Raw genomic sequence first — 19,238 nt, forward strand, 5'->3', positions numbered from 1 at the left:
AGCGTTAATCTCCCTTAACTTCGAAATCGGCGTCAAAATTGAAAATATAAGCGGCAATCAGCCATATGATCCAGCAGTTTACTCCAAAGAATAAATAACCGAAGTACCCCAAAATGGGCATCTCCGAAAAAATATGTATTTTGTCAAGATAAGGAACGGAATATTTCCAATAATTCGGATTGGTAGGCAAGGAGTCATGGAACCATTCGCTGCCGAAATTCCAGAATTCCCAGAAGAATCCGTTGAACAAGGTGGCCAGTGCAATAAGAATGACGGATGACCAATCACCATTCTTGATCGGTGTAAAAGGGGTCCAATACCCCGTTAAGGCCATCGCCGCCGACAGGAGAGGAACAAGAGCGACCCAGAGTACCCAGAACAGCACGTAAGGATAGTACCCCATGCCGAAAGCAAGCCCCAGTCCCAGGATGAAATATAGTAGAAGAAATTTAGTGCTTACCGTAAATTTGGGGCCGAACCGGTACCGGTCTCTGAACCCCTTGAACGTCTTCAGCAGCAGGTACCATTCAAAAATGGCGGGAAGCACGGTGGTATAAGACAAGGAGAACCAGAACACATTTCCGAAATTCGTAAAGACTTCATTGTTCGGATAATACCAGTTCTCAACGACAAAAAAGTTCAGAAACTCAAAGGCAAACCAGCTGAAGCAGGAAACGACGGCAAGAAGCTGCATGACCTTCGGTTTGCTGGAGACGATGGAATTTCCGTTATTCCGCTTGTACACGATTCCGTCCAGAATCAGGATAAACGCCCACCACAGCGGAACGAACGTATAGTATTCGAAAGCGATGAAAAAATGGACGCGCGCCCACATGAAATACCAGCTGATCCCCAGCACCGGCAGGCTCCACCAGAACCAAACGGGGAACGGCGTCTTCTTGTCCGGTAACGATGGGTCTTGACCGCTGGGATTCTTCTTAAAGCCGAAAAGCCGCGGAAAAATCAAAAACAGGGCAATAAACAGAGCCACCATCGAGGCCAGTGTAAAATACAACGCATTAAATCCTGGGTCCGCCTCCGCTAGCTGAGCAGGAAAGTCGCCGTAACCGGGAGGAAGGCCCTTCCACCTGACCACGCTTCCTATGTAGGGCAAAATAAAAATCAAGCTGAAAGTAACAATAAGTATAAGCTTTTTTTGCCAATTTTTCATCCATCTCAACCTTCCTAATTTTTAACGGATACATTAGAGCTTTTATTCTCTATAACGGTATAAGCGGGAATGCTGTGAATAGCTAAAGCCCCAAATTTACGATTCCTGCAAGCCCTGTTGACATTTATCGGCTGTTTCTTGAATTGCCCCCTATCGCCCTATTTCCTGCAGCATGTGAATCCAAAGAGTATCGCCTAATATTTTAAAGTTGTTATGTAAATTCCCTTAGATTTTATTGTTTTTTTCAAAAATATTTACGATAGTTAATCTTTATTCTAGAATTTCTTTCAAAGAGCATTTGTGCAGCAATGCCGGAGAACATGAGGAGATGAGGATAACGATGGATGAAATCGACCGCAGCATTCTGAAAGCACTGAATGAGAACAGCCGGATGACCATCTCGGACATCAGTAAAAAAGTGAAGCTGTCCATTCCAGCGGTGACGGAGAGAATCCGCAAAATGGACGAATCCGGAACAATTGAGGGATATACCGTCAAAATTAACCGGGCCAAGGCCGGCTACAAGCTGCTGGCGTTCGTGCTGGTCGTCATCGACCGGACGGAGCAAATTCCCGCCTTTCGCGCTTTCATTGCCGGGTGCGGCGAGGTTCTGGAGTGCCACCATCTTGCCGGTGAATATGATTACTTGCTCAAGGTGCTCGTGGAAGACACCGGGGAGCTGGAGAAATTCCTGTCCCACACACTGAAAAGCGTGCCGGGCGTGATCCGAAGCAATACCATGATTTCCCTGTCTTCGCTCAAAGAGAAGTGGAACCGTTGAACGGGAGGCGCGCATGATATTACGTGGATTAAAATGGGGGCTCTTGCTTCAGCTGGCCGTGGGCCCGGTCTGTCTGTTTATTTTCCGCGCCGCTTCGCTGCAGGGCTTCGGCGCCGCCTTTGCTGGAGTCATCGCCGTATCGCTGGCCGACGGGCTCTATATTCTCGCCGCGCTGCGGGGCGCCCGCATGCTTGGCGCCGGCCGGAGGCCCGGCGGCGCTTTATATCTTATCGGCGCAGGCACGCTCCTTCTGTTCGGCCTGAACATGATCGCCGGAATGTTCGACCTTAGCCTGCTCCCTTCCATCCCGCTTTCGCAAGGCACCGGCGGAGACAGCCTGTTCATTCGCGCCTTTCTGCTGACCGCGTCCAATCCGCTGACGCTGCTCTTCTGGACCGGAGTCTTCTCAGCCAAAATGATCGAGCTGAGGCTTGGCGGGGGCGAGCTTCTTCAGTTCGGCACGGGCTGTCTGCTGGCGACCGTTCTGTTCCTGACAGGGGTTGCGCTTCTCGGGCATTTGGCCCATGCTTTCGTCACGCCCCTCGCCGCGAAATGGCTGAACTTCATGACCGGTATCCTGTTCCTGTACTACGCCTTCCGCCTGATCGTGAAATGGATCGTCAAGCCCGCGGAGCCCACAGCATGATGGACACTCCGGCCAGGCAGACCGCGGCCCCGATCCAATCGTAAAGGTCCGGCGTTTTTTTGTCGACAAGCCATCCCCACAGCACAGCCAGCACGATAAAGACTCCGCCGTATGCCGCATATACGCGTCCAAAGCCCGGGAAACGCTGAAAGGTCGGGATAATTCCGTAAACGACAAGGATCAGCGCTCCGGCGATCCCGGTCCAAAGCGGCTTCGATTCCCGCAGCCACAGCCACACCAGGTAACCTCCCCCGATTTCCGCCAGTCCCGCCAAAATAAACAATAGAATGGATATGGCCATTGCCTTGCCTCCTGCTGCCGGATAGCCGATCAAGCAGTGTACATTTTCTATCCGGGTTATGTAGTTTCATTAAGATATTTATTTGCTTATTTCGCGTTTTTTTCTGAAAATCCTCTATAATGTCACATTTCAGCGGTTTTTAGCGTTAAACTATCGCAGAAAGTGTCATTCGACATAAAACATTTGGTTGAAGCTTGAACCGGCTTTTGACATAATGAGTGAAATAGACAGTTTATGACGCCCGGCAAGGGCGGTCAGTGAAGAAGACAAGGGGGAAACATCGTTGAAAGGAATCATTACTGTACTCGGTAAAGACAAGGTCGGCATTATCGCTAAGGTATGCTCATATCTGGCGGAACGCAATGTGAACATTCTGGACATTTCGCAAACCATCGTCCAGGATTACTTCAATATGATGATGATTGTCGATATTTCCAAAGCGGAGAAATCCATTGAAATTCTGGTAGAGGAACTTCAGCATATCGGTGAGGAAATCGGCGTGGAAATCAAGCTGCAGCATGAGGATATTTTCAATATCATGCACCGGATCTAGAGCTTAGAGCCGATACATTCAGACTTATCGAAGATAAACGCAAGCGGGAGGGTTACCATGATTTCATTGGTGGAAGTACAAGAAACGAATAAAATGATCCGCGAGATGAACCTGGACGTGCGGACCATTACCATGGGCATCAGCCTGATGGATTGCGCGCATACGGATTTGAAAGTGTTTAACCAGAATATCTATGACAAGATCACCAAATCCGCAGAGAAGCTGGTGAAGACCGGTGAAGATCTGGAGAAACAGTTCGGCGTGCCGATCGTCAACAAACGGATTTCGGTTACGCCCATCTCCATTGCGGCAGGTTCCCTGAATACGGACAGCTATGTTCCGGTTGCTGAAGCTTTGGACAGAGCGGCTAAGGAAGTTGGAGTCAACTTCATCGGCGGATTCTCCGCGCTTGTGCAGAAGGGTTGCACGACGGGCGACCGCAAGCTGATCGAGAGCATTCCCGAGGCGCTTGCCGTGACGGAAAGAGTCTGCTCCTCCGTCAACGTTGGCTCGTCCCGCAGCGGTATCAACATGGACGCCGTCAAGCTGATGGGTGACATTATCCGCCAGACTGCTGAGCGTACGGCCGACCGCGACTCCATCGGATGCGCGAAGCTGGTTGTCTTCTGCAACGCCGTGGAGGACAACCCTTTCATGGCGGGCGCTTTCCACGGTGTAGGCGAACGCGAGTGCGTCATTAACGTGGGCGTCAGCGGCCCGGGCGTCGTCAAACGGGCCCTGGAAGAAGTAAAGGGCCGGGACTTCGAAACGCTGTGCGAGACGATCAAGCGGACTGCCTTCAAGGTAACCCGTGTCGGACAGCTTGTTGCGCAGGAAGCATCGAAGCGTCTTGGCGTTCCGTTCGGCATTATCGACCTGTCGCTGGCGCCGACGCCGCTGATCGGGGATTCCATCGCGGAAATCTTCCAGGTAATGGGCCTGGAAGAAGCGGGAGCGCCCGGAACGACGGCGGCGCTCGCCATCCTTAACGACAACGTCAAGAAAGGCGGCGTCATGGCTTCTTCCTATGTGGGCGGACTTAGCGGCGCGTTCATTCCCGTCAGTGAAGACCACGGCATGATCCAGGCCGTGCAGCGCGGTGCGCTGACGCTGGAGAAGCTCGAAGCAATGACCTGCGTCTGCTCGGTTGGACTTGATATGATCGCTATTCCGGGCGACACGTCCAAGGAGACGATCTCCGGCATCATCGCCGACGAAGCCGCTATCGGCATGGTCAATAACAAGACGACGGCCGTACGCCTCATTCCCGTGATCGGCAAGGGAGTCGGCGAGATGGTCGAGTTCGGCGGACTGCTCGGCTATGCTCCGGTTATGCCCGTCAACTCATTCAACTGCGCCGGCTTTATCGACCGGGGCGGCCGGATTCCGGCACCGATCCACAGCTTCAAGAACTAAAGCCGGACCGGGCTTGCGGTCCGGCGATGCACGGCCTTCCGGCTTGAACGCCGAGCCGGAAAGCCACAAAGCCTCCGTTCTCTCGCAAATTGCTGCGAGAGAACGGAGGCTTTTTCGATTGAGCGGGCTGCCGTAGATGACCCACTCCTTGATGTCAATTGCCGAGTTCCGGCGGATAAGCGCCCAGCTTATAGATTCTTGTATTTGGACAATAAGAATTGCTTCAAGAGCCCACTCGTCCGGCGGACTCTCCCTCTAGCACGGCTCTTTCGGGCTCATCCTCTGCCCTCTTCCGGTCTTCGCCGTCTCACTTCGACGCGGACCCGTTTCGTCCGGACGAACCGCCAGCCTGTCAGCACAGCCGCTGCCAGACAGATCGAAGCCGAGGTGATGAACACGACATGCATCCCCGCCAGGAAAATGTCAGGACGTCCCTTGACCAGCCCCGTCACGCGGTGGCCGGCCAAGCCGCTCATCACATGAAACAGCGTGGTGGTCGCTATCGTAATGCCGACAACCATGCCGATATTGCGCACCAGCGAATTCACGCTGCCCGCCGAACCCAGTTGGGTGCGAGGCACCGTCGACATGACCAGCGAATTGTTCGGTGACTGGAACATCCCGCTGCCGATACCGAGCATCGCGATCCACACGCCAACAAGCGCGACAGGGCTTCCGTCATGAAGCCGGGCCAGCCCGAACTGGGCGATGACCATAATAATCAGGCCGGCGAAGGTCAGCAGCTCCGATCCGATTTTGTCGGATAAGGCGCCGCTGAGCGGCGCGACCACGACCATACAGATCGGGAACAGCATGAGCAGGAATCCCGCTGACGAGGGTGACAAGCCGAGCATGCTCTGCGTATAGAACGGAGCAATAATATTAAAGCAGAAGTTAGCGGCAAAGACGAGAAACCCGCAGAGAATGCTGAGCGAGAACAGCGGATTCTTGAACAGATTCAGCTGCAGCAGCGGCTCGGGCTTGCGCAGCTCCACCCAGAGAAACGCGATCAGGGCGAGAGTTGCAGCACCCAGCGCAAGCAGGATTAAGGGATTGCCGTACCCATGCTGCTGCCCGAGCAGAAGCCCGGCGAACAATGGAACGATGAAGCAGGCGAACAGCAGGCTGCCCGGAATGTCGATTCTAGCTTGGACCCGGATCAGATCTTTCGGCAGCACCTTCCAGCCGAGACCGATAGCGATCAGGCCGATCGGGACATTCACCCAAAAAATGTACTCCCAGCCAAGGTTTGAGACGATAATGCCGCCAAGGCTCGGACCGGCGATGCTTCCGAGGGACACGAAGGTTCCGATCAGTCCAAGCGCCTTTCCCCGTTCCGTCGCCGGAAATATATCCGTCACAATGCCCTGGCTGTTCGCCATCGTCATGGCCGCCCCCAGCGCTTGAACAATCCGGGAAGCGACAAGCAGCGGCAGCGATCCGCTCAACCCGCATAGCAGGGAACCGGCGATAAAGACGACCGTGCCGATCTTGAACAGTTTGATTTTGCCTACGATGTCACCCAGTCTCCCGAAGAACAAAATGACCGAACAGATCGCCATCAGATATCCCGTCGTTACCCATTCGACCTGCGCGATCGGCAGACCCAGCTTCCCCGAGAGCACCGGCAAAGCGATATTCACAATGCTTCCGTCCAGCGTGGACATAAAAGTAAATAAATTAAGCACAATCAGAATCAGCCAGCGGCGGCGCTGCACCCCGGCATCCTCCTGATAGGTTCCTCGATTGATCGTGCTCATATGCACCTCTTTTCACATCCGCACAATATAGTTGCGTGCGCAACGATTTTACAATCCACAGTGTACATCAATTTAGTTGCGCATGCAACTTTTTTGCTGTACTATTTTTTTAATCCCTTGAAAGCTTAAGGACATTAAGTCCCGGCCCCTTGGAAAGGAGTCCCCATGACAGAACCCCCCTCACTCAAAAAAGAACCGATCGGACGCCTGATCTCCTATATTCATAGAACCCAGCAGAAACGCTTGTCCCGCTCGCTTAGCGAATACGGCATCGGCGGCGGCGGACAATACAGCTTCCTGAAGGGAATTCTCATGACTCCGGGTACGACTCAGGACCAGTTGACCTGTAATTTGAAGTTCGACAAAGCGACCACCGCCCGCTCGGTCAAGCAGCTGGAAGCGGCAGGCTATATTGAGCGCACAACGGACCCGGAGGACCGCCGGTCGCATCGGCTGTACCCTACACCGAAAGCGCTCAAGTTCCAGCCGGTGCTGCAGGCCATTCTGGATGAGGGCAATGCGAAGCTGACACGCGATTTGACGGATGAAGAAGAGGATCAGCTGATCGCCCTGCTGCAAAAACTTAATCTGGAAGAATAACAAACGGCGCTTCTTCGTATGAAGAGCGCCGTTGTGCCGGTGTGTTGAAACAAAAGTCCTTTGTCACCAGCCGAATTAACCGCTAAAATGAGTAAATATTGCATAAGCTTTATTTTTTTCAGGAAAGGAACCTGTTCACATGTCTATTGAAAATGTAAAAGCACACTTCCGCGCCCTGAACAGGGAGCAGGACGTAATGGAATTTGACTCATCCAGCGCCACCGTGGAGAAAGCCGCGGAGACTATAGGCGTGATCCCCGCCCGCATTGCCAAGACGCTGTCTTTTCATGGCGAAGGCGGTTCGGCCATTCTGGTCGTCTCTGCCGGCGATACCAAGGTCGACAACAAGAAGTTTCGCACCGAGTTCGGATTTAAACCGAAAATGCTGAGTCCGGAGGAAGTGCTCGAACAAACCGGACATGCCGTCGGCGGCGTGTGCCCTTTTGGGCTGACCCATGAGCTGGATGTCTATCTCGATGTCTCCCTGAAACGCTTCGACACCCTATTCCCCGCCTGCGGCAGCTCGAATTCCGCCATTGAATTGACCTGCGGCGAACTGGAGCAGTATTCGGGCGGCAAGGCATGGATTGACGTCTGCAAAGACTGGGATTGAACACTCCCCCACTTAGCTAACACTTGAAGTGGGGGATTCTTGGGTAATCCCTTCTACTGAAGGGAATTCATATCGATATTTTCTCACGAAAAATCGTATACCAAGCGATCCCTGCGGTTCCCACAGTTTTCCTAAGGAATATCTGTACCGATCTTCCCACAGTTTAAGATTTTTGCCTTAGCAAAATATCTAAAGGAAAGATAGGGTTGACGTTTAAACAGCAAGGCTTTTGATGTTCTGTGCGGCATTTTCATCTCGATCATGAAGGGTATGGCACGATGGACATTCCCATTGCCGAACAGACAATTTCTTTACTTCGGAATGGATATAGCCGCATACATGACACCTTTGGCTCGTTGGGGCGAACGTGTCAGCCACCTTCACCGTACGTCCATACCATTCCGTTTTATACGAAAGCTGACGGGCAAATTCACTCCAGGACGCATCGGCGATGGATTTGGCCAGCCGGTGATTTTTGAGCATGTTCGCCACTCTCAGATTTTCGATGCTGATCGTTTGGTTTTCACGAATCAGCTTCGTGGTGAGTTGATGCAAAAAATCATGGCGGCTGCTGACGATCTTGTCATGGATTTGGGCAACCTTCTGTTTGGCTTTCTCCCAATTGGAGCCCCCTTTGTTACGGCGAGCCATGCGGCGTTGCCAAAATGCAAGTTTTTGTTCATATTTGCGAAACACCTTGGGATTGGCAATCCGAACCCCATCCGATAAGACCGCAAATTCCTTGAGTCCAAGGTCAATGCCAATCTCCTTATCGATCTGCGGCAGAGGTTTCATTTCCACTTCGCAGAGAATGGATACAAAATACTTGCCTGCCGCATTGCGCCGCAGGGTAGCAGAAAGAATGCGACCTTCACACGCTCTGGAGTTGGCAAAGCGAAGCCATCCAAGCTTCGGAAGCTTAAGTCGGTTTCCATCGATAGCAATGTTGTCATTGGTGTATTTGGTGGTGTAGCTTTGCACAGGATGCTTTCGGCTTTTGAAACGCGGAGCCTGATTTTGTTTCTTGAAGAAACGTTCAAAGCTGTCTGCCACGTTCCGCACCGCCGATTGCAAAGCAATGCTATCTACCGATTTCAACCATTCAAATTGCTGTTTGAGTGCAGGAAGCTGTGTGGCACAGGTGTTATAGGACAACCCTTTGCCTGTTGCTGCATAGGTTTCGTTCCATTGGACTAAGAAATGATTGAAGACAAAGCGGCAACAGCCAAACATTTGATGGATGAGTTGCCGTTGCTTGGGATTGGGATAGATGCGATATTTGTAAGCTTTATGCACCAACATGCCACAGAGCCTCCTTTCGTGTAGGATATTTCCATTATAGCACATATGTTCGCATTCGAGCAAAAAAACGCCGAGAAGACTCCTCCCTATAGAGGAAGGAGTCTTCTCGGCTTTATAAGATAAAGGCCTGCCGGGTTAATGCCCGGCGGCCTTTTGATCTTCTGCCGTGCCTGTCATCTTGCTGCTTCCCATGAACAATGAGGATAGCAGAGCCAGAACCGCCGGAATGATAGCCCAGGCGAAAGTATCCGTGATTGAGGAAGACAGCCCCTGTGAAATCTTATCCAATATTTCCGGCGGAATTTTCGACCTCGTATCCGGGGACAACAGCGTATGGGGGTCCGACAGATCAAACGCCCCGGCTCCGCCCTGAGCGGCTCCCGCGAACAAATGGCTAAGCCGGTTCGATAAATAATGGCTCTGAATAATGCCGAACGTGGTAATGCCTACCGTCATGCCCAAAGACCGCAGGAAGTTGAGCGTTGCGCTTGCCGATCCGCGCTGCCGGGCAGACAGGCCGTCAATGGCGGCGTTGCTCAGAACGGAGAACGACGCGCCGATGCCAAGACCGATCAGGATCATATAGAGCGTGACAATGAGCCGCGTGGAGTCCGGCTGAAGCGTGGACGCAAGCCAGGTTCCGGCCGCCAGCAGCACAAGGGTAGGAATCATCAGGCTGCGGTAGCTGTATTTGGTCATCAGGAAGCCTCCGGCGGTTGCCGTGATGACGGAGCCCACCATCATCGGCAGCAGCACCAGACCGGAGTTCGTGGCCGAACCTCCAAGCACGCCCTGAATAAAGATCGGGATGTAGACCGAAGCGACAATAAACGCCGCGCCGCTGAACAAAGCGATCAGAATGCTGAAGGCATACAGCTTCTTGCGGAACAATCCGTAGGAGATAATCGGCTCCTCCGCTTTCGTCTCGGCGTACAGAAAGACAGCGGCGAGCACGGCAGCCGCGCCGAACAGTCCGAGAATGAACGGGGAGTTCCATGCGTATTCTTTGCCGCCCAGCTCCAGGGCAAACATCAGGGAGACTACCGCTCCCAGCAATGTGCCCGCGCCCAGCCAGTCAATCGGCTGCTTCGAATGCTCATGCGATTCCTGGTAGAAGAAAGCGACCAGGACAAAGGCAACGACGCCGAGCGGCAGATTGATGTAGAATACCCACTGCCAGGCAATATGGTCCGTAATATAGGCGCCAAGCAGCGGACCGAAGATACTGGACAGCCCGAACACCGCGCCAAAAGCGCCCCCCAGCTTCCCGCGCGACTCAAGCGGGACCGCATCGAACATAATCGTGAAGGCGATCGGCACCAGCGCTCCGCCGCCTATTCCCTGCACCGCCCGGTAAATTGCGAGTTGGGTAATGCTGTCCGCCGTGCCGCACAGCGCGGACCCTCCCATAAACACGATGAGGCCGAATACGAAAAATCTCTTGCGGCCGTACATATCGGACAGTTTGCCGAAGATCGGCATGCCCGCCATCTCGGCGACGAGGTAAGCCGATGTGACCCAGACGAATTTGTCCATACCGCCCAATTCCCCGACGATGTTCCCCATAGCTGTCGCCACTATGGTGCTGTCCATGGAGGCCATCAGAATTCCAAGCAGAAGCCCTGTGATGACCAGACCGAGACGGTTGTTTTTGCTGCCACTCATTATCTCCACTCCAATATCTCTTTATTGTTTATCGGCTTACACTTTTACCTTGCGGCCCACCTTCGCGCTCCTGTGAATCTCCAGTGACTCCCTGTATTCGACCGTTTCGATTTCGCAGCCGGGGCCGATAATGACGCTTCCGCCCCTCACGATGGCTGCCGACGCATATTCAAGCTCGACGAGATCCCCTTCAATTGTTCCGCACTCGAAGCGGGCTTCCCGGCTCGGATGAACCATTGTGATCAGCTTGAATCCTTTGCTCCGCTTGATCCGGATCGCGCCTCCGCCCACATCTGCCGCCCGGCTGTACCCGAACAGGCCGATATCCAGCCGGTCTCCGCTCAGCAGTCCGCCGATCTCGAACACGCCGCTAAGTCTGAATTCTCCGGCCTCGCAGTCTTCTTTTACTTCAAGATGTCCCTCATATCCGAAACGTTCCGCCTTCATCCGGGAATCAACCCTTAGTTCTCCCCGGCCCTTTACCGACAAGGCATCGATCCGGCCCCGGATATTACATTCGCCCGTTAGCTTGATTTCCTCCGCGCGAAGATTGCCCTCAATATCCGTATTCCCGGTCAGAGTGAATTTTACGCAGTCCACATCCCCTGTGAACCGGCATTCACCCGTTATGCCTATATTTTGAAACGAGCCGCCCGCCGACGAAGAGTTCCCCAGAATTTTAAGATTGCGCTTGGCGAGATCAGTCACCGGTCTTCACTTCCTTTCCGACACGTGCGCCGGGATGCACCGATAATCCACTGCGGTACTCCACTAGTCCGATGCTGCAGCCTTCTCCGATGATTACGTCATTACCCCTGACGACATCCGCGGTCGTGTATTCGAGATCCAGGTGGTCGCCCTCGATGGACTTCGCCTTAAGCTCCGATTTGAGCTTCGGGATGATTCCTCCGATCAGCCGGTTCCACCTGCTGTGGTTACCCCTGCGCACCTTCAGACTCTCGGCTCCGATTTCGCGGACCTGCCACGCTCCGTTCAAGCGGATGTCGGCAAGCCCAACGCTCAGCAAACCTTCAACCGTAAACCCGCCTTCCCCTCTCAGCTCCTCCAGCTCACAGTCTCCCCGCACGGTCACCAGTCCGTTCAGCGCACAGCTCTCGCCTTTGAAACTGCCGTCAATATGGAGCATACCCTCCAATTTCATTCGGCCTGTCTTCAAAGAGCCTTCAAGGTTCATGATGCCGCTTACTTCCATTTCTCCGGCTTCAAGTTCGCCTTGTACCCGAATCTGGCCGTTCGCCTTGAATAACCGCGCAGTAAGCGAATCCACAACCTTTCCCACACCGTCAATCAGAACCTGATCATAGCTTCCTCCCCCGGCGCTTCCGACCCCATTCAGAATCAGATCCGGGAGCTGTCCTTCTTCCTTGAATGTTTCCGTCATTTAGGACAACCTTCCTTTCAACTGCTCGATTAAATCGCCAAGCGCCACCTTTGAAACGAGCCTCACGCCTTCATCGAAGAACAGTTCCGCTGGAGACGGAGCGAGCATGAACAGGGCAACGCCCATTTTTCGGACAAAATACAAGTCACTCGGTCTGCCCTTCAGTTCGTCGGCATGTCTGTCCAGAGTACGCAGCAGCAGTCTGCCTTCGTCCAGATTCATGTCCCCGCTGGCCAGCAAAGTATCTACCGCAACCAGATGAAGCACCTTGTCAAAAGCGTACATGCCATCCTTATCCCGAACATCCGCGCCGTAAGTTGACAACGTCAGATCCGTAACAATGTTTCGTTCTGAAATAGTCTTTGCCGTCAGACGAAGATCACTGAATCCTGCTGTATCAGAGAGCCTGCTCGCGAGTTCATCCAGCGAAAGATCATCTTTCATGTTTAATATATTTTGAACCCGGGCGAGCACAAGCATCTTCGGAAAAAAGGTTTCCTGTCCGGTATACGTAGATTTGCGGATAAACCATTCTTCCGGGATCAGCTGCTTGCGTTTCCAGCGGTACAGCTGGCCGTATGATATGCCTGTCAGATCCAGCAGCTCCTTTTTGGATATCAACCCATCCTCCATCAGTTTCACCTCACAGAAGCATTGTAACATAACACTGTTACGTTGTAAAACAGTAATCCGGATTCATAAGGCAATCCTTGCGGTTTCTTCGGATGGGTGGATAACTCTTGGGGTTTTGTTGGTATAATGTACTTACCTATTCGCAGCATAATAACCCTAATTCGGTACATTAAGGATGGATGGACATGCTGAAGCCCAAACGGATCAAGCAGATTCAGCAGTATATTATGGAACACAGCACCGCGACGCTCGATGAACTGGTCAATGTATTCAATGTATCCAAAAATACGATTCGAAGAGATATTCAGGAGCTGGTCGAAGGAGGAGAGATCAAGAAGGTCTATGGCGGTGTAACGGCTGTACAGCTCACGCCCCTCCTCTCGTTCAACGAAAGAAAGACGCGCAACCGTTCCGAAAAACAAAGAATTGCCAAGGCGGCAGCCAGCTTTATAAACGACGGAGATATCATTTATATCGATTCCGGCACGACGACTCTGGGAATGCTTGAGTTTATCAAGCACCTTGAATTGACGCTTATTACGAGCAATCTCGATTTCATCCTAGGCGCCCTTCCCTATGGCAATTTGAACGTAATCTCAACCGGCGGCGTTCTGGAACGCAAGACGAAATCTTTTGCCAGCATCAAAAACACAGATTTGCTGAAAGCATACAACATTAATAAAGCCTTTATGGCTTCATCCGGAATTTCGCTCTCGGGCGGCGTCACCAACTCTTCACCGCTCGAAAGTGAAATCAAGCAAATTGTGACTCATAAATCCCGGGAAGTTTTCTTGCTCGCGGACCACAGCAAATTCGGCAAGCACGCGCTAATGACGTACTGCAATCTGGAAGATATCGACTACTTGATTACCGGCAGCATGCCTGGGGACGATTACCTGCAGTACGCTTTGGAGCATGAGATCAAGCTGGTCGTCGCTGACGAGTAGGGACCCCGATCATACCATTTCAATGCGGGTAATAGTCAAAAGAGCGCGTTCCCACCTCGTCCGGCGGGAACGCGCTCTGCTTGTCCGTGTAAGCGGGTCGCCACGCCGTTATCGACGGATAACAGCTAGAAGGCGAGCGCATACACGAGAATCCATCTGATGAGATTCGGGAGGGTTGATCTCATATTCGAAGCGGGCCGCGGGGCCGGTTAAGCTACGAAGCCCGCTTAATCTTCCTGGACCGTCACCGCGGCTGCGCAGCGGACGGGCAGGCTTCCGATGGGGAGCAGGATATGGAAGTGAAGAAGCGGTGATATTTGGCGCACTGCTCCAGCAGCTTGCTGATCTCTCCCTTTCGCGCCAGCACTGTCAGACCGGCGCGGGCCAGCCGCTCGGACGGACCGGGACCGATCGCGGCGCAGAGAACGATGGAGCAATCCTGCAGCAGCTCCACCGTCTCATCCAGAATCGCCTCCTTGTCTGCTTCCCCGCATTCGGCCTTGCCGTTGCAGTAAGCCTGAATCCGCCGAACGCCCAGCAGCTTCTGCTCTTGCCCGGACACCTCGTAGACAAGAAACTCGCGTGCATGGCCGAAATGCACATTCACCTGGCCCCCGCCGCGCGTCGCCACGGCGATGCGCAGACTTCCGCGCTCTCCTTGCTCTCCCGCATTGGCTTCGCGCCGCTTGCGCTCCGCGGCCGTCCGGTCCAGCCGGATAAGCAGCTCCTCGCGTGCTGCCGGGTCGTATTCCCGGGCCGGCGAGTTCTCGGTCTTGACGCCAAGATCATCGCCAATCAGCCCGACCGCATCGGCGCGGCATTGGCGGCAATGCCGCATTACCGGCATAACCTCCTCGCTGCGCGCCTGCACCTGAAGCGTCAGCGAATGAGCGGGCTCCTTGCGTCCCTCTTTTTCATATACGCTTCCCGGTGAGAGAATCAGCGGCATAATGTTATGCGAGAAAGCGCCTGCTGCCTTGACCGCCTCAGTCACCTTGATCAGATGGCTGTCATTAACGCCGGGAATCAACACGGAATTGACTTTGACCTTTACGCCGCGCTCCGCGATCCGCCGGATGCCCTCCAGCTGGTTGTGCAGTAACAGTTCTGCAGCGTCCTTCCCTCTGTAGGCCTTGCCTCGGTAGAACACAGCGCGGTATATCTCTGCCCCGATTTGCGGATCGACAGCATTGATCGTCACGGTCACATGGGCGATACGATGCCTGACGATATCCTCCGAATAATCGGGCAGCTTCAGCCCGTTGGTACTGAGGCACAGCTGCAGATCGGGCAGGCCTTCGGACAGCAGGCCGAAGGTTTCGAACGTCTCCCGCGGATTGGCCAGCGGATCTCCGGGTCCCGCGATGCCGACCACGGTCAGCTGCGGCAGCGAAGCCAGCGTACTGCGCACCTTGGCGTAAGCCTCCTGCGGCGTAAGCACCTTACTGACGACGCCGGGGCGGCTCTCACTGACGCAGTCATATTTAATATTGCAATAATTGCAGTTGATATTGCATTTTGGCGCTACCGCCACATGCATGCGGGCAAAATAATGATGCGCCATCTCGTCGTAACAAGGATGGCGTGATTCGTTCGCCAACGCGAACACCACCTTTTCGTCAATTTTATCCAGCGTCTCCCTTCACCGCGAAGACGATGCCCCGAACTACCCTCCTTTCCATTTCAGACATCCGGTTTCCCCCGATGTCGATGCGGCGCCTATAATCGTGAATCCATTCACATTCCATTCCGGATCGGCACGCTGTTTCTATGCAAATCCGCCGAAGCATATCCCGATAGAGCAACATCATCTGGAATCCGATAACCCGTTTAAAGCGACAAAAGCCGGACAACTGCAGCTGCAGTCATCCGGCTTCCTGACATTCGGTCGGCCGTGTTTATTATCCCACAATCCCTATATACTTAACGTATTATAGAACGAGCCCCAGTTTCTGTCAACGGCGAATGTAACAAGCCATGGATAAGCAGCGGCGAGCGGCAATCAATGACTGATGAATGTTCTTGATTCCGTCAAATTCCGATCCGAATCCAGCCAGTAAATCTATTGACAACAATTCGTTGACAAAACTAAACTGTACAAAACTTATGAGATAAATAGGATTTATAGAACGAACAGGGGGTTTTACTTTCATGGCAACCAGGAATATCCCGGTTTTGCTGCTCGTCTGCTTGCGTTTATCCGGCATCGCCCTTCTCTGTATTCTGTGGGAGGTTTTGCCGAGAAGCGGGCTCGTGAATCCGACTTTCTTCCCGCCGTTGTCCGCGGTGCTGCAGGAGATCGCGGCTCTTCTGCGGGACCAGCATCTCCTTGGCCATACGATAGCCACACTGTGGCGTGTGGTTGCAGGCATTGGGCTGGCAGCACTGGTAGCCGTGCCGGCAGGTGCGATTCTAGGGTACTGGCTGCCCGGTCTTGCTGCAGGACTGAACCCGCTGTTCCGCATTCTGGCCCAGGTCAATCCCTTTTCGCTCATGACGGTATTTCTGCTGTTCTTCGGGATCGGGGAAAAGGCGAAGCTGATCATCGTCGCCTGGGTGGCGTTCTGGCCTCTGCTTCACCATGTCATTGTCGGTGTGCAGAATATAGATGCGGACTTGCTGAAAACGGCGCGCAGTATGGGAACCTCTCCCTCGCGGCTGTTCTTGCAGATCATACTGCCGGGGGCGGCCCCCTCTATTTTGCTGGGGGTCCGTACGTCGATTATATTGCTGTTGGCTATTCTGGTGGCCGGAGAAATGCTGGGAGGTTTGGCCGGTCTCGGCTGGCTGCTTCATTGGTCCAGCAATTATTACTCGTCTCCGTATGCTACAACGCCAATCTTTGCCGTTGGGCTATGTATTTCCCTGATTGGCGTCGCTCTGAGCGCCGTATTGCGCAAGCTGGAACGCGATCTGTTTTTCTGGAAGCCTCTCGAATCCGCATGGAGCGCATCGCCCGCCCCACAGACGCCTCGAAGAAGGCCAAACCGTATTTTTGCAGTGACCGTACTGTCCGCTATGCTGCTGCTTCTCGTGGCTGGCGGCGCGTCAACAAGCTGGCTGAGCAAAACTAACGGCAGCTTCTCGGGAGAGGGCGATGTGCCTTCGCCCTCTGCCAGCGGGCACAGCGGCCACATGTCTCATGAGCATTCGCTGCCTGCCGCCGGGCAATCCGGTCATTCAGGCCATACTGCGCCAACCGCTTCACCGGTACAGTCCGGACATCCGTGACAGACCTGGCGGCAATAAATTGTGTCGGGAGGAACGTAAGTGAATGTGTTAACCAAGCTTAGCAATCGTTATGCTGCCGTAATCGCCTTCCTCGTCCTGTGGGAAGTCAGTGCAAGATTCGAATGGGTAGACCCCCAATTCATTCCTCCTCTTACGAAGGTGCTTCAGTACATCGGCGAACAGGCGGCAACAGGAGCCCTGGCGCACCATCTGCTGATTAGTCTGGGGCGCGCCGCCGGAGGACTGGCCATCGCCCTGATTGCAGGTGTGCCGCTCGGAATAGCTCTGGCCGGCTGGCCCTACATGATCCGTATAGCCCTCGGGCCGGTGCTGGAGTGGCTCTCTCACATCAATCCGTTTGTTGTGTTTCACATCATCATCGTATTCATCGGAGCCGGCGAGCCCACGAAAGTCTCGATTATCGCCTGGGCTTGTATTTGGCCGATTATGTTCAGCACATTGTCCGGGATGATCCATGCCGACGCAGACACTGTCAAAGCGGCGCGTTCATTTGGGTTAAGCCGCCTTCGGCTGACGACGAAGGTCCTGCTTCCTTTAGCCTTCCCCTCCATTTTGACCGGGACGCGTCTGGCTGCGGGCTATGCGCTGCTGTTTCTGATCGCGGCTGAAATGATGGGGTCCACCTCCGGCCTGGGCTTCATGATTTATACGGCTCAAGCCAATTATCAGATTGTGCAGATGTTCTCTGGAGTTTTGATTATTGCGGTCCTGGCCATCGTGCTGGACGGAATCATGTCAGCGGCAGGCAAACGGCTAGTCCACCCCGCTATAAAATAACAAATCAGATAAAATGTTACAAATTTTTGAACTGGACGTTTTCTGTAATTTCATGCGTTGACAATCATGAAAGTATTAGAATAAGCTTTAATCCATAAATCTCATATGATTTATCGGATTAAAGAAAGTTGACCAGTTAGCTGGAGACTAACGTTCTTCCCCCCGGGAAGTTCGCTTAGTCTCTTTTTTTATACTAAACCAAGGCAGGTGATGAAGGGCTGAATAGTTGCATCTTTTAATGTTAAATTTTTACTTAAATTAAAATTATTAGGAGTGAGGGAAATGGCAGCTGGTAAAAAGAAATGGGTTATTGTTTCCGTAATCGCCGCTTTGGTGATAGGAGGAATCGGCGTGGGCAGCTACTTGGGCCAGACGAAGAAAGGACTCGGCATCCAAGGCGCCGCAGGGTTATCGCATTTAAAGGATGCAGGGTTTGACCCGGCCAAATCCGGCAAGAAGGTGTACACCATCAAAACCGACACCAAGGTGAACTGCTCCTCCACACCATGGGTGATTGCCGAGAAAAAAGGCTTTTTCGCCGAGGAAGGGATCAATGTGGAATATACCGGCGAATTGACTCAAGCTCAAGTGCTTCCTTCCATCTTGAACGGAACGAACAATGTCTCCAGCACCCATGTTAACAACATCGCCACCTATATCGCCGGCGGGGCCAAAATCAAGGGCGTTACGATCGGCGGAGTTGAACCGAAGCCGGATGTGGATGAAAAATATCATCACATGAAATTCTATGTCAGCCCCAAGGCGGGTGTTTCTTCACTGGAAGAGCTGATCAAGAAGAAGAAAGGTGAGAAAATTACGATCAACGGCACCGTACCGAGCTGCACAACCTTCATCGCCACCAACGCATTCGACCATCTGGGCTTTAGTCGTGATCAAATCAAGTTTGTTGCTTTCGAAAGCGATACGGCGGCCTTGCAGGCGAACCAGCAGGGTAATATTGACATCGTCGGCGTCCATCCACCTTTTTACAAACTGGCAAAGGACTCTGGTCTGATCGAAGTTTTCGACACGGCGGATACCGGACTCGGCGAAGCGGCAGGCACAACCTTCTACTACTTCACGGATCAATTTATCAAGGATAATCCCGAAGCAGTCCAGGGCTTCGTCAACGCGATAAAGAAAGCTCAGGACTGGATCGTCAACCCGGCGCATGAGGAAGAAGCGATCAAGCTGACCGGCGACTATATCGGCCAACCGGTAAACGCCGTGCACTACTATTACACCGGCAAAGGATTTCAGGACAAGCTGATCCAGCCTTGGATTGATGATCTTGTCGTATCCGGTGCCTTGAAGAAGGATCAGCTGAAGGTCGACGACCTGATCACCACCCAGTTTGACCCGAACTAAAATGCCATCATGCAACAAGAAATCGGCGTTTTTTCAACTGCTTAATTACAA

19 protein-coding genes are annotated in these 19,238 nt (G+C 53.1%); 10 read left to right on the forward strand and 9 right to left on the reverse strand.

Going from position 1 to position 19,238, the window contains the following annotated elements:
- Positions 1-4: 4 nt before the first annotated feature.
- Complete coding sequence (locus tag PSAB_RS15345; RefSeq protein WP_025335466.1) at positions 5-1,171, reverse strand: hypothetical protein; 1,167 nt, start codon at positions 1,169-1,171, stop codon at positions 5-7.
- Between the two features lie 340 nt (positions 1,172-1,511).
- On the opposite strand from PSAB_RS15345, the gene PSAB_RS15350 reads away from it, so the two are divergent.
- Together PSAB_RS15350 and PSAB_RS15355 are read left to right on the forward strand one after the other, a co-directional pair.
- The gene (locus PSAB_RS15350) at positions 1,512-1,952 is read left to right on the forward strand and encodes an Lrp/AsnC family transcriptional regulator (protein WP_025335467.1); all 441 of its coding nucleotides are present in this window, start codon (positions 1,512-1,514) and stop codon (positions 1,950-1,952) included.
- A gap of 13 nt (positions 1,953-1,965) precedes the next feature.
- Complete coding sequence (locus tag PSAB_RS15355; protein WP_025335468.1) at positions 1,966-2,598, forward strand: LysE family translocator; 633 nt, start codon at positions 1,966-1,968, stop codon at positions 2,596-2,598.
- Here the strand turns inward: PSAB_RS15355 and PSAB_RS15360 are convergent.
- Positions 2,573-2,899 carry a YnfA family protein gene (locus tag PSAB_RS15360; RefSeq protein ID WP_025335469.1) on the reverse strand — a complete coding sequence of 109 codons (327 nt, stop codon included), beginning with the start codon at positions 2,897-2,899 and terminating at the stop codon, positions 2,573-2,575. The two genes, PSAB_RS15355 and PSAB_RS15360, sit on opposite strands and share 26 nt — an antisense overlap.
- A gap of 283 nt (positions 2,900-3,182) precedes the next feature.
- On the opposite strand from PSAB_RS15360, the gene PSAB_RS15365 reads away from it, so the two are divergent.
- A complete protein-coding gene (locus PSAB_RS15365) occupies positions 3,183-3,452 on the forward strand; it encodes an ACT domain-containing protein (RefSeq protein WP_025335470.1) in 270 nt (89 codons plus the stop codon).
- A 57-nt stretch (positions 3,453-3,509) separates the two neighbouring features.
- Complete coding sequence (locus tag PSAB_RS15370) at positions 3,510-4,868, forward strand: PFL family protein (protein ID WP_025335471.1); 1,359 nt, start codon at positions 3,510-3,512, stop codon at positions 4,866-4,868.
- Between the two features lie 275 nt (positions 4,869-5,143).
- On the opposite strand, the gene PSAB_RS15375 is transcribed toward PSAB_RS15370, so the two are convergent.
- A complete protein-coding gene (locus PSAB_RS15375; RefSeq protein ID WP_025335472.1) occupies positions 5,144-6,628 on the reverse strand; it encodes an MFS transporter in 1,485 nt (494 codons plus the stop codon).
- A gap of 165 nt (positions 6,629-6,793) precedes the next feature.
- Here PSAB_RS15375 and PSAB_RS15380 point away from each other — a divergent pair, with 165 nt between their 5' ends.
- The gene (locus tag PSAB_RS15380) at positions 6,794-7,228 is read left to right on the forward strand and encodes a MarR family winged helix-turn-helix transcriptional regulator (RefSeq protein ID WP_025335473.1); all 435 of its coding nucleotides are present in this window, start codon (positions 6,794-6,796) and stop codon (positions 7,226-7,228) included.
- A 139-nt stretch (positions 7,229-7,367) separates the two neighbouring features.
- Positions 7,368-7,841, forward strand: coding sequence for a YbaK/EbsC family protein (locus tag PSAB_RS15385; protein ID WP_025335474.1), 474 nt, complete (start codon positions 7,368-7,370; stop codon positions 7,839-7,841).
- Between the two features lie 213 nt (positions 7,842-8,054).
- On the opposite strand, the gene tnpB is transcribed toward PSAB_RS15385, so the two are convergent.
- From tnpB to PSAB_RS15410, 5 genes are all read right to left on the reverse strand, one after another.
- Positions 8,055-9,143: an IS200/IS605 family element RNA-guided endonuclease TnpB gene (tnpB, locus tag PSAB_RS15390; RefSeq protein WP_025335475.1), complete on the reverse strand. Its 1,089-nt coding sequence runs from the start codon at positions 9,141-9,143 to the stop codon at positions 8,055-8,057.
- Positions 9,144-9,278: 135 nt separating this feature from the next.
- Entirely contained in the window at positions 9,279-10,808 is a 1,530-nt protein-coding gene (locus PSAB_RS15395; RefSeq protein ID WP_025335476.1) for an MDR family MFS transporter, read from the reverse strand.
- A gap of 36 nt (positions 10,809-10,844) precedes the next feature.
- Positions 10,845-11,516, reverse strand: a complete 672-nt coding sequence (locus PSAB_RS24635) for a hypothetical protein (protein ID WP_025335477.1) — start codon at positions 11,514-11,516, stop codon at positions 10,845-10,847.
- A complete protein-coding gene (locus PSAB_RS15405; RefSeq protein WP_025335478.1) occupies positions 11,509-12,210 on the reverse strand; it encodes a hypothetical protein in 702 nt (233 codons plus the stop codon). The genes PSAB_RS24635 and PSAB_RS15405 overlap by 8 nt, the downstream gene beginning before the upstream one ends.
- A complete protein-coding gene (locus PSAB_RS15410; RefSeq protein WP_338045048.1) occupies positions 12,211-12,831 on the reverse strand; it encodes a YhbD family protein in 621 nt (206 codons plus the stop codon).
- Between the two features lie 197 nt (positions 12,832-13,028).
- Between PSAB_RS15410 and PSAB_RS15415 the strand changes: the two genes are divergently transcribed.
- Complete coding sequence (locus PSAB_RS15415; protein ID WP_025335480.1) at positions 13,029-13,790, forward strand: DeoR/GlpR family DNA-binding transcription regulator; 762 nt, start codon at positions 13,029-13,031, stop codon at positions 13,788-13,790.
- A gap of 244 nt (positions 13,791-14,034) precedes the next feature.
- On the opposite strand, the gene nifB is transcribed toward PSAB_RS15415, so the two are convergent.
- Positions 14,035-15,390 carry a nitrogenase cofactor biosynthesis protein NifB gene (gene nifB / locus PSAB_RS15420; RefSeq protein WP_025335481.1) on the reverse strand — a complete coding sequence of 452 codons (1,356 nt, stop codon included), beginning with the start codon at positions 15,388-15,390 and terminating at the stop codon, positions 14,035-14,037.
- Positions 15,391-15,941: 551 nt separating this feature from the next.
- Here nifB and PSAB_RS15425 point away from each other — a divergent pair.
- The 3 genes from PSAB_RS15425 to PSAB_RS15435 all read left to right on the forward strand — a co-directional run bounded on the left by PSAB_RS15425 (position 15,942) and on the right by PSAB_RS15435 (position 19,187).
- Positions 15,942-17,021: an ABC transporter permease gene (locus PSAB_RS15425; protein ID WP_025335482.1), complete on the forward strand. Its 1,080-nt coding sequence runs from the start codon at positions 15,942-15,944 to the stop codon at positions 17,019-17,021.
- A gap of 39 nt (positions 17,022-17,060) precedes the next feature.
- Positions 17,061-17,819 carry an ABC transporter permease gene (locus tag PSAB_RS15430; RefSeq protein ID WP_025335483.1) on the forward strand — a complete coding sequence of 253 codons (759 nt, stop codon included), beginning with the start codon at positions 17,061-17,063 and terminating at the stop codon, positions 17,817-17,819.
- A 282-nt stretch (positions 17,820-18,101) separates the two neighbouring features.
- Positions 18,102-19,187 carry an ABC transporter substrate-binding protein gene (locus PSAB_RS15435; RefSeq protein WP_025335484.1) on the forward strand — a complete coding sequence of 362 codons (1,086 nt, stop codon included), beginning with the start codon at positions 18,102-18,104 and terminating at the stop codon, positions 19,185-19,187.
- Positions 19,188-19,238 lie beyond the last annotated feature (51 nt).

Source organism: Paenibacillus sabinae T27 (assembly GCF_000612505.1).
Lineage (GTDB): Bacteria > Bacillota > Bacilli > Paenibacillales > Paenibacillaceae > Paenibacillus_AQ > Paenibacillus_AQ sabinae.

Bases quoted from the DNA above. Each gene is read 5' to 3' on its own strand.
- PSAB_RS15345 (WP_025335466.1), bottom strand. From the start codon at position 1,171: ATGAAAAATTGGCAAAAAAAGCTTATACTTATTGTTACTTTCAGCTTG.
- PSAB_RS15350 (WP_025335467.1), top strand. From the start codon at position 1,512: ATGGATGAAATCGACCGCAGCATTCTGAAAGCACTGAATGAGAACAGC.
- PSAB_RS15355 (WP_025335468.1), top strand. From the start codon at position 1,966: ATGATATTACGTGGATTAAAATGGGGGCTCTTGCTTCAGCTGGCCGTG.
- PSAB_RS15360 (WP_025335469.1), bottom strand. From the start codon at position 2,899: ATGGCCATATCCATTCTATTGTTTATTTTGGCGGGACTGGCGGAAATC.
- PSAB_RS15370 (WP_025335471.1), top strand. From the start codon at position 3,510: ATGATTTCATTGGTGGAAGTACAAGAAACGAATAAAATGATCCGCGAG.
- PSAB_RS15375 (WP_025335472.1), bottom strand. From the start codon at position 6,628: ATGAGCACGATCAATCGAGGAACCTATCAGGAGGATGCCGGGGTGCAG.
- PSAB_RS15380 (WP_025335473.1), top strand. From the start codon at position 6,794: ATGACAGAACCCCCCTCACTCAAAAAAGAACCGATCGGACGCCTGATC.
- PSAB_RS15385 (WP_025335474.1), top strand. From the start codon at position 7,368: ATGTCTATTGAAAATGTAAAAGCACACTTCCGCGCCCTGAACAGGGAG.
- tnpB (WP_025335475.1), bottom strand. From the start codon at position 9,143: ATGTTGGTGCATAAAGCTTACAAATATCGCATCTATCCCAATCCCAAG.
- PSAB_RS15395 (WP_025335476.1), bottom strand. From the start codon at position 10,808: ATGAGTGGCAGCAAAAACAACCGTCTCGGTCTGGTCATCACAGGGCTT.
- PSAB_RS15405 (WP_025335478.1), bottom strand. From the start codon at position 12,210: ATGACGGAAACATTCAAGGAAGAAGGACAGCTCCCGGATCTGATTCTG.
- PSAB_RS15415 (WP_025335480.1), top strand. From the start codon at position 13,029: ATGCTGAAGCCCAAACGGATCAAGCAGATTCAGCAGTATATTATGGAA.
- PSAB_RS15425 (WP_025335482.1), top strand. From the start codon at position 15,942: ATGGCAACCAGGAATATCCCGGTTTTGCTGCTCGTCTGCTTGCGTTTA.
- PSAB_RS15435 (WP_025335484.1), top strand. From the start codon at position 18,102: ATGGCAGCTGGTAAAAAGAAATGGGTTATTGTTTCCGTAATCGCCGCT.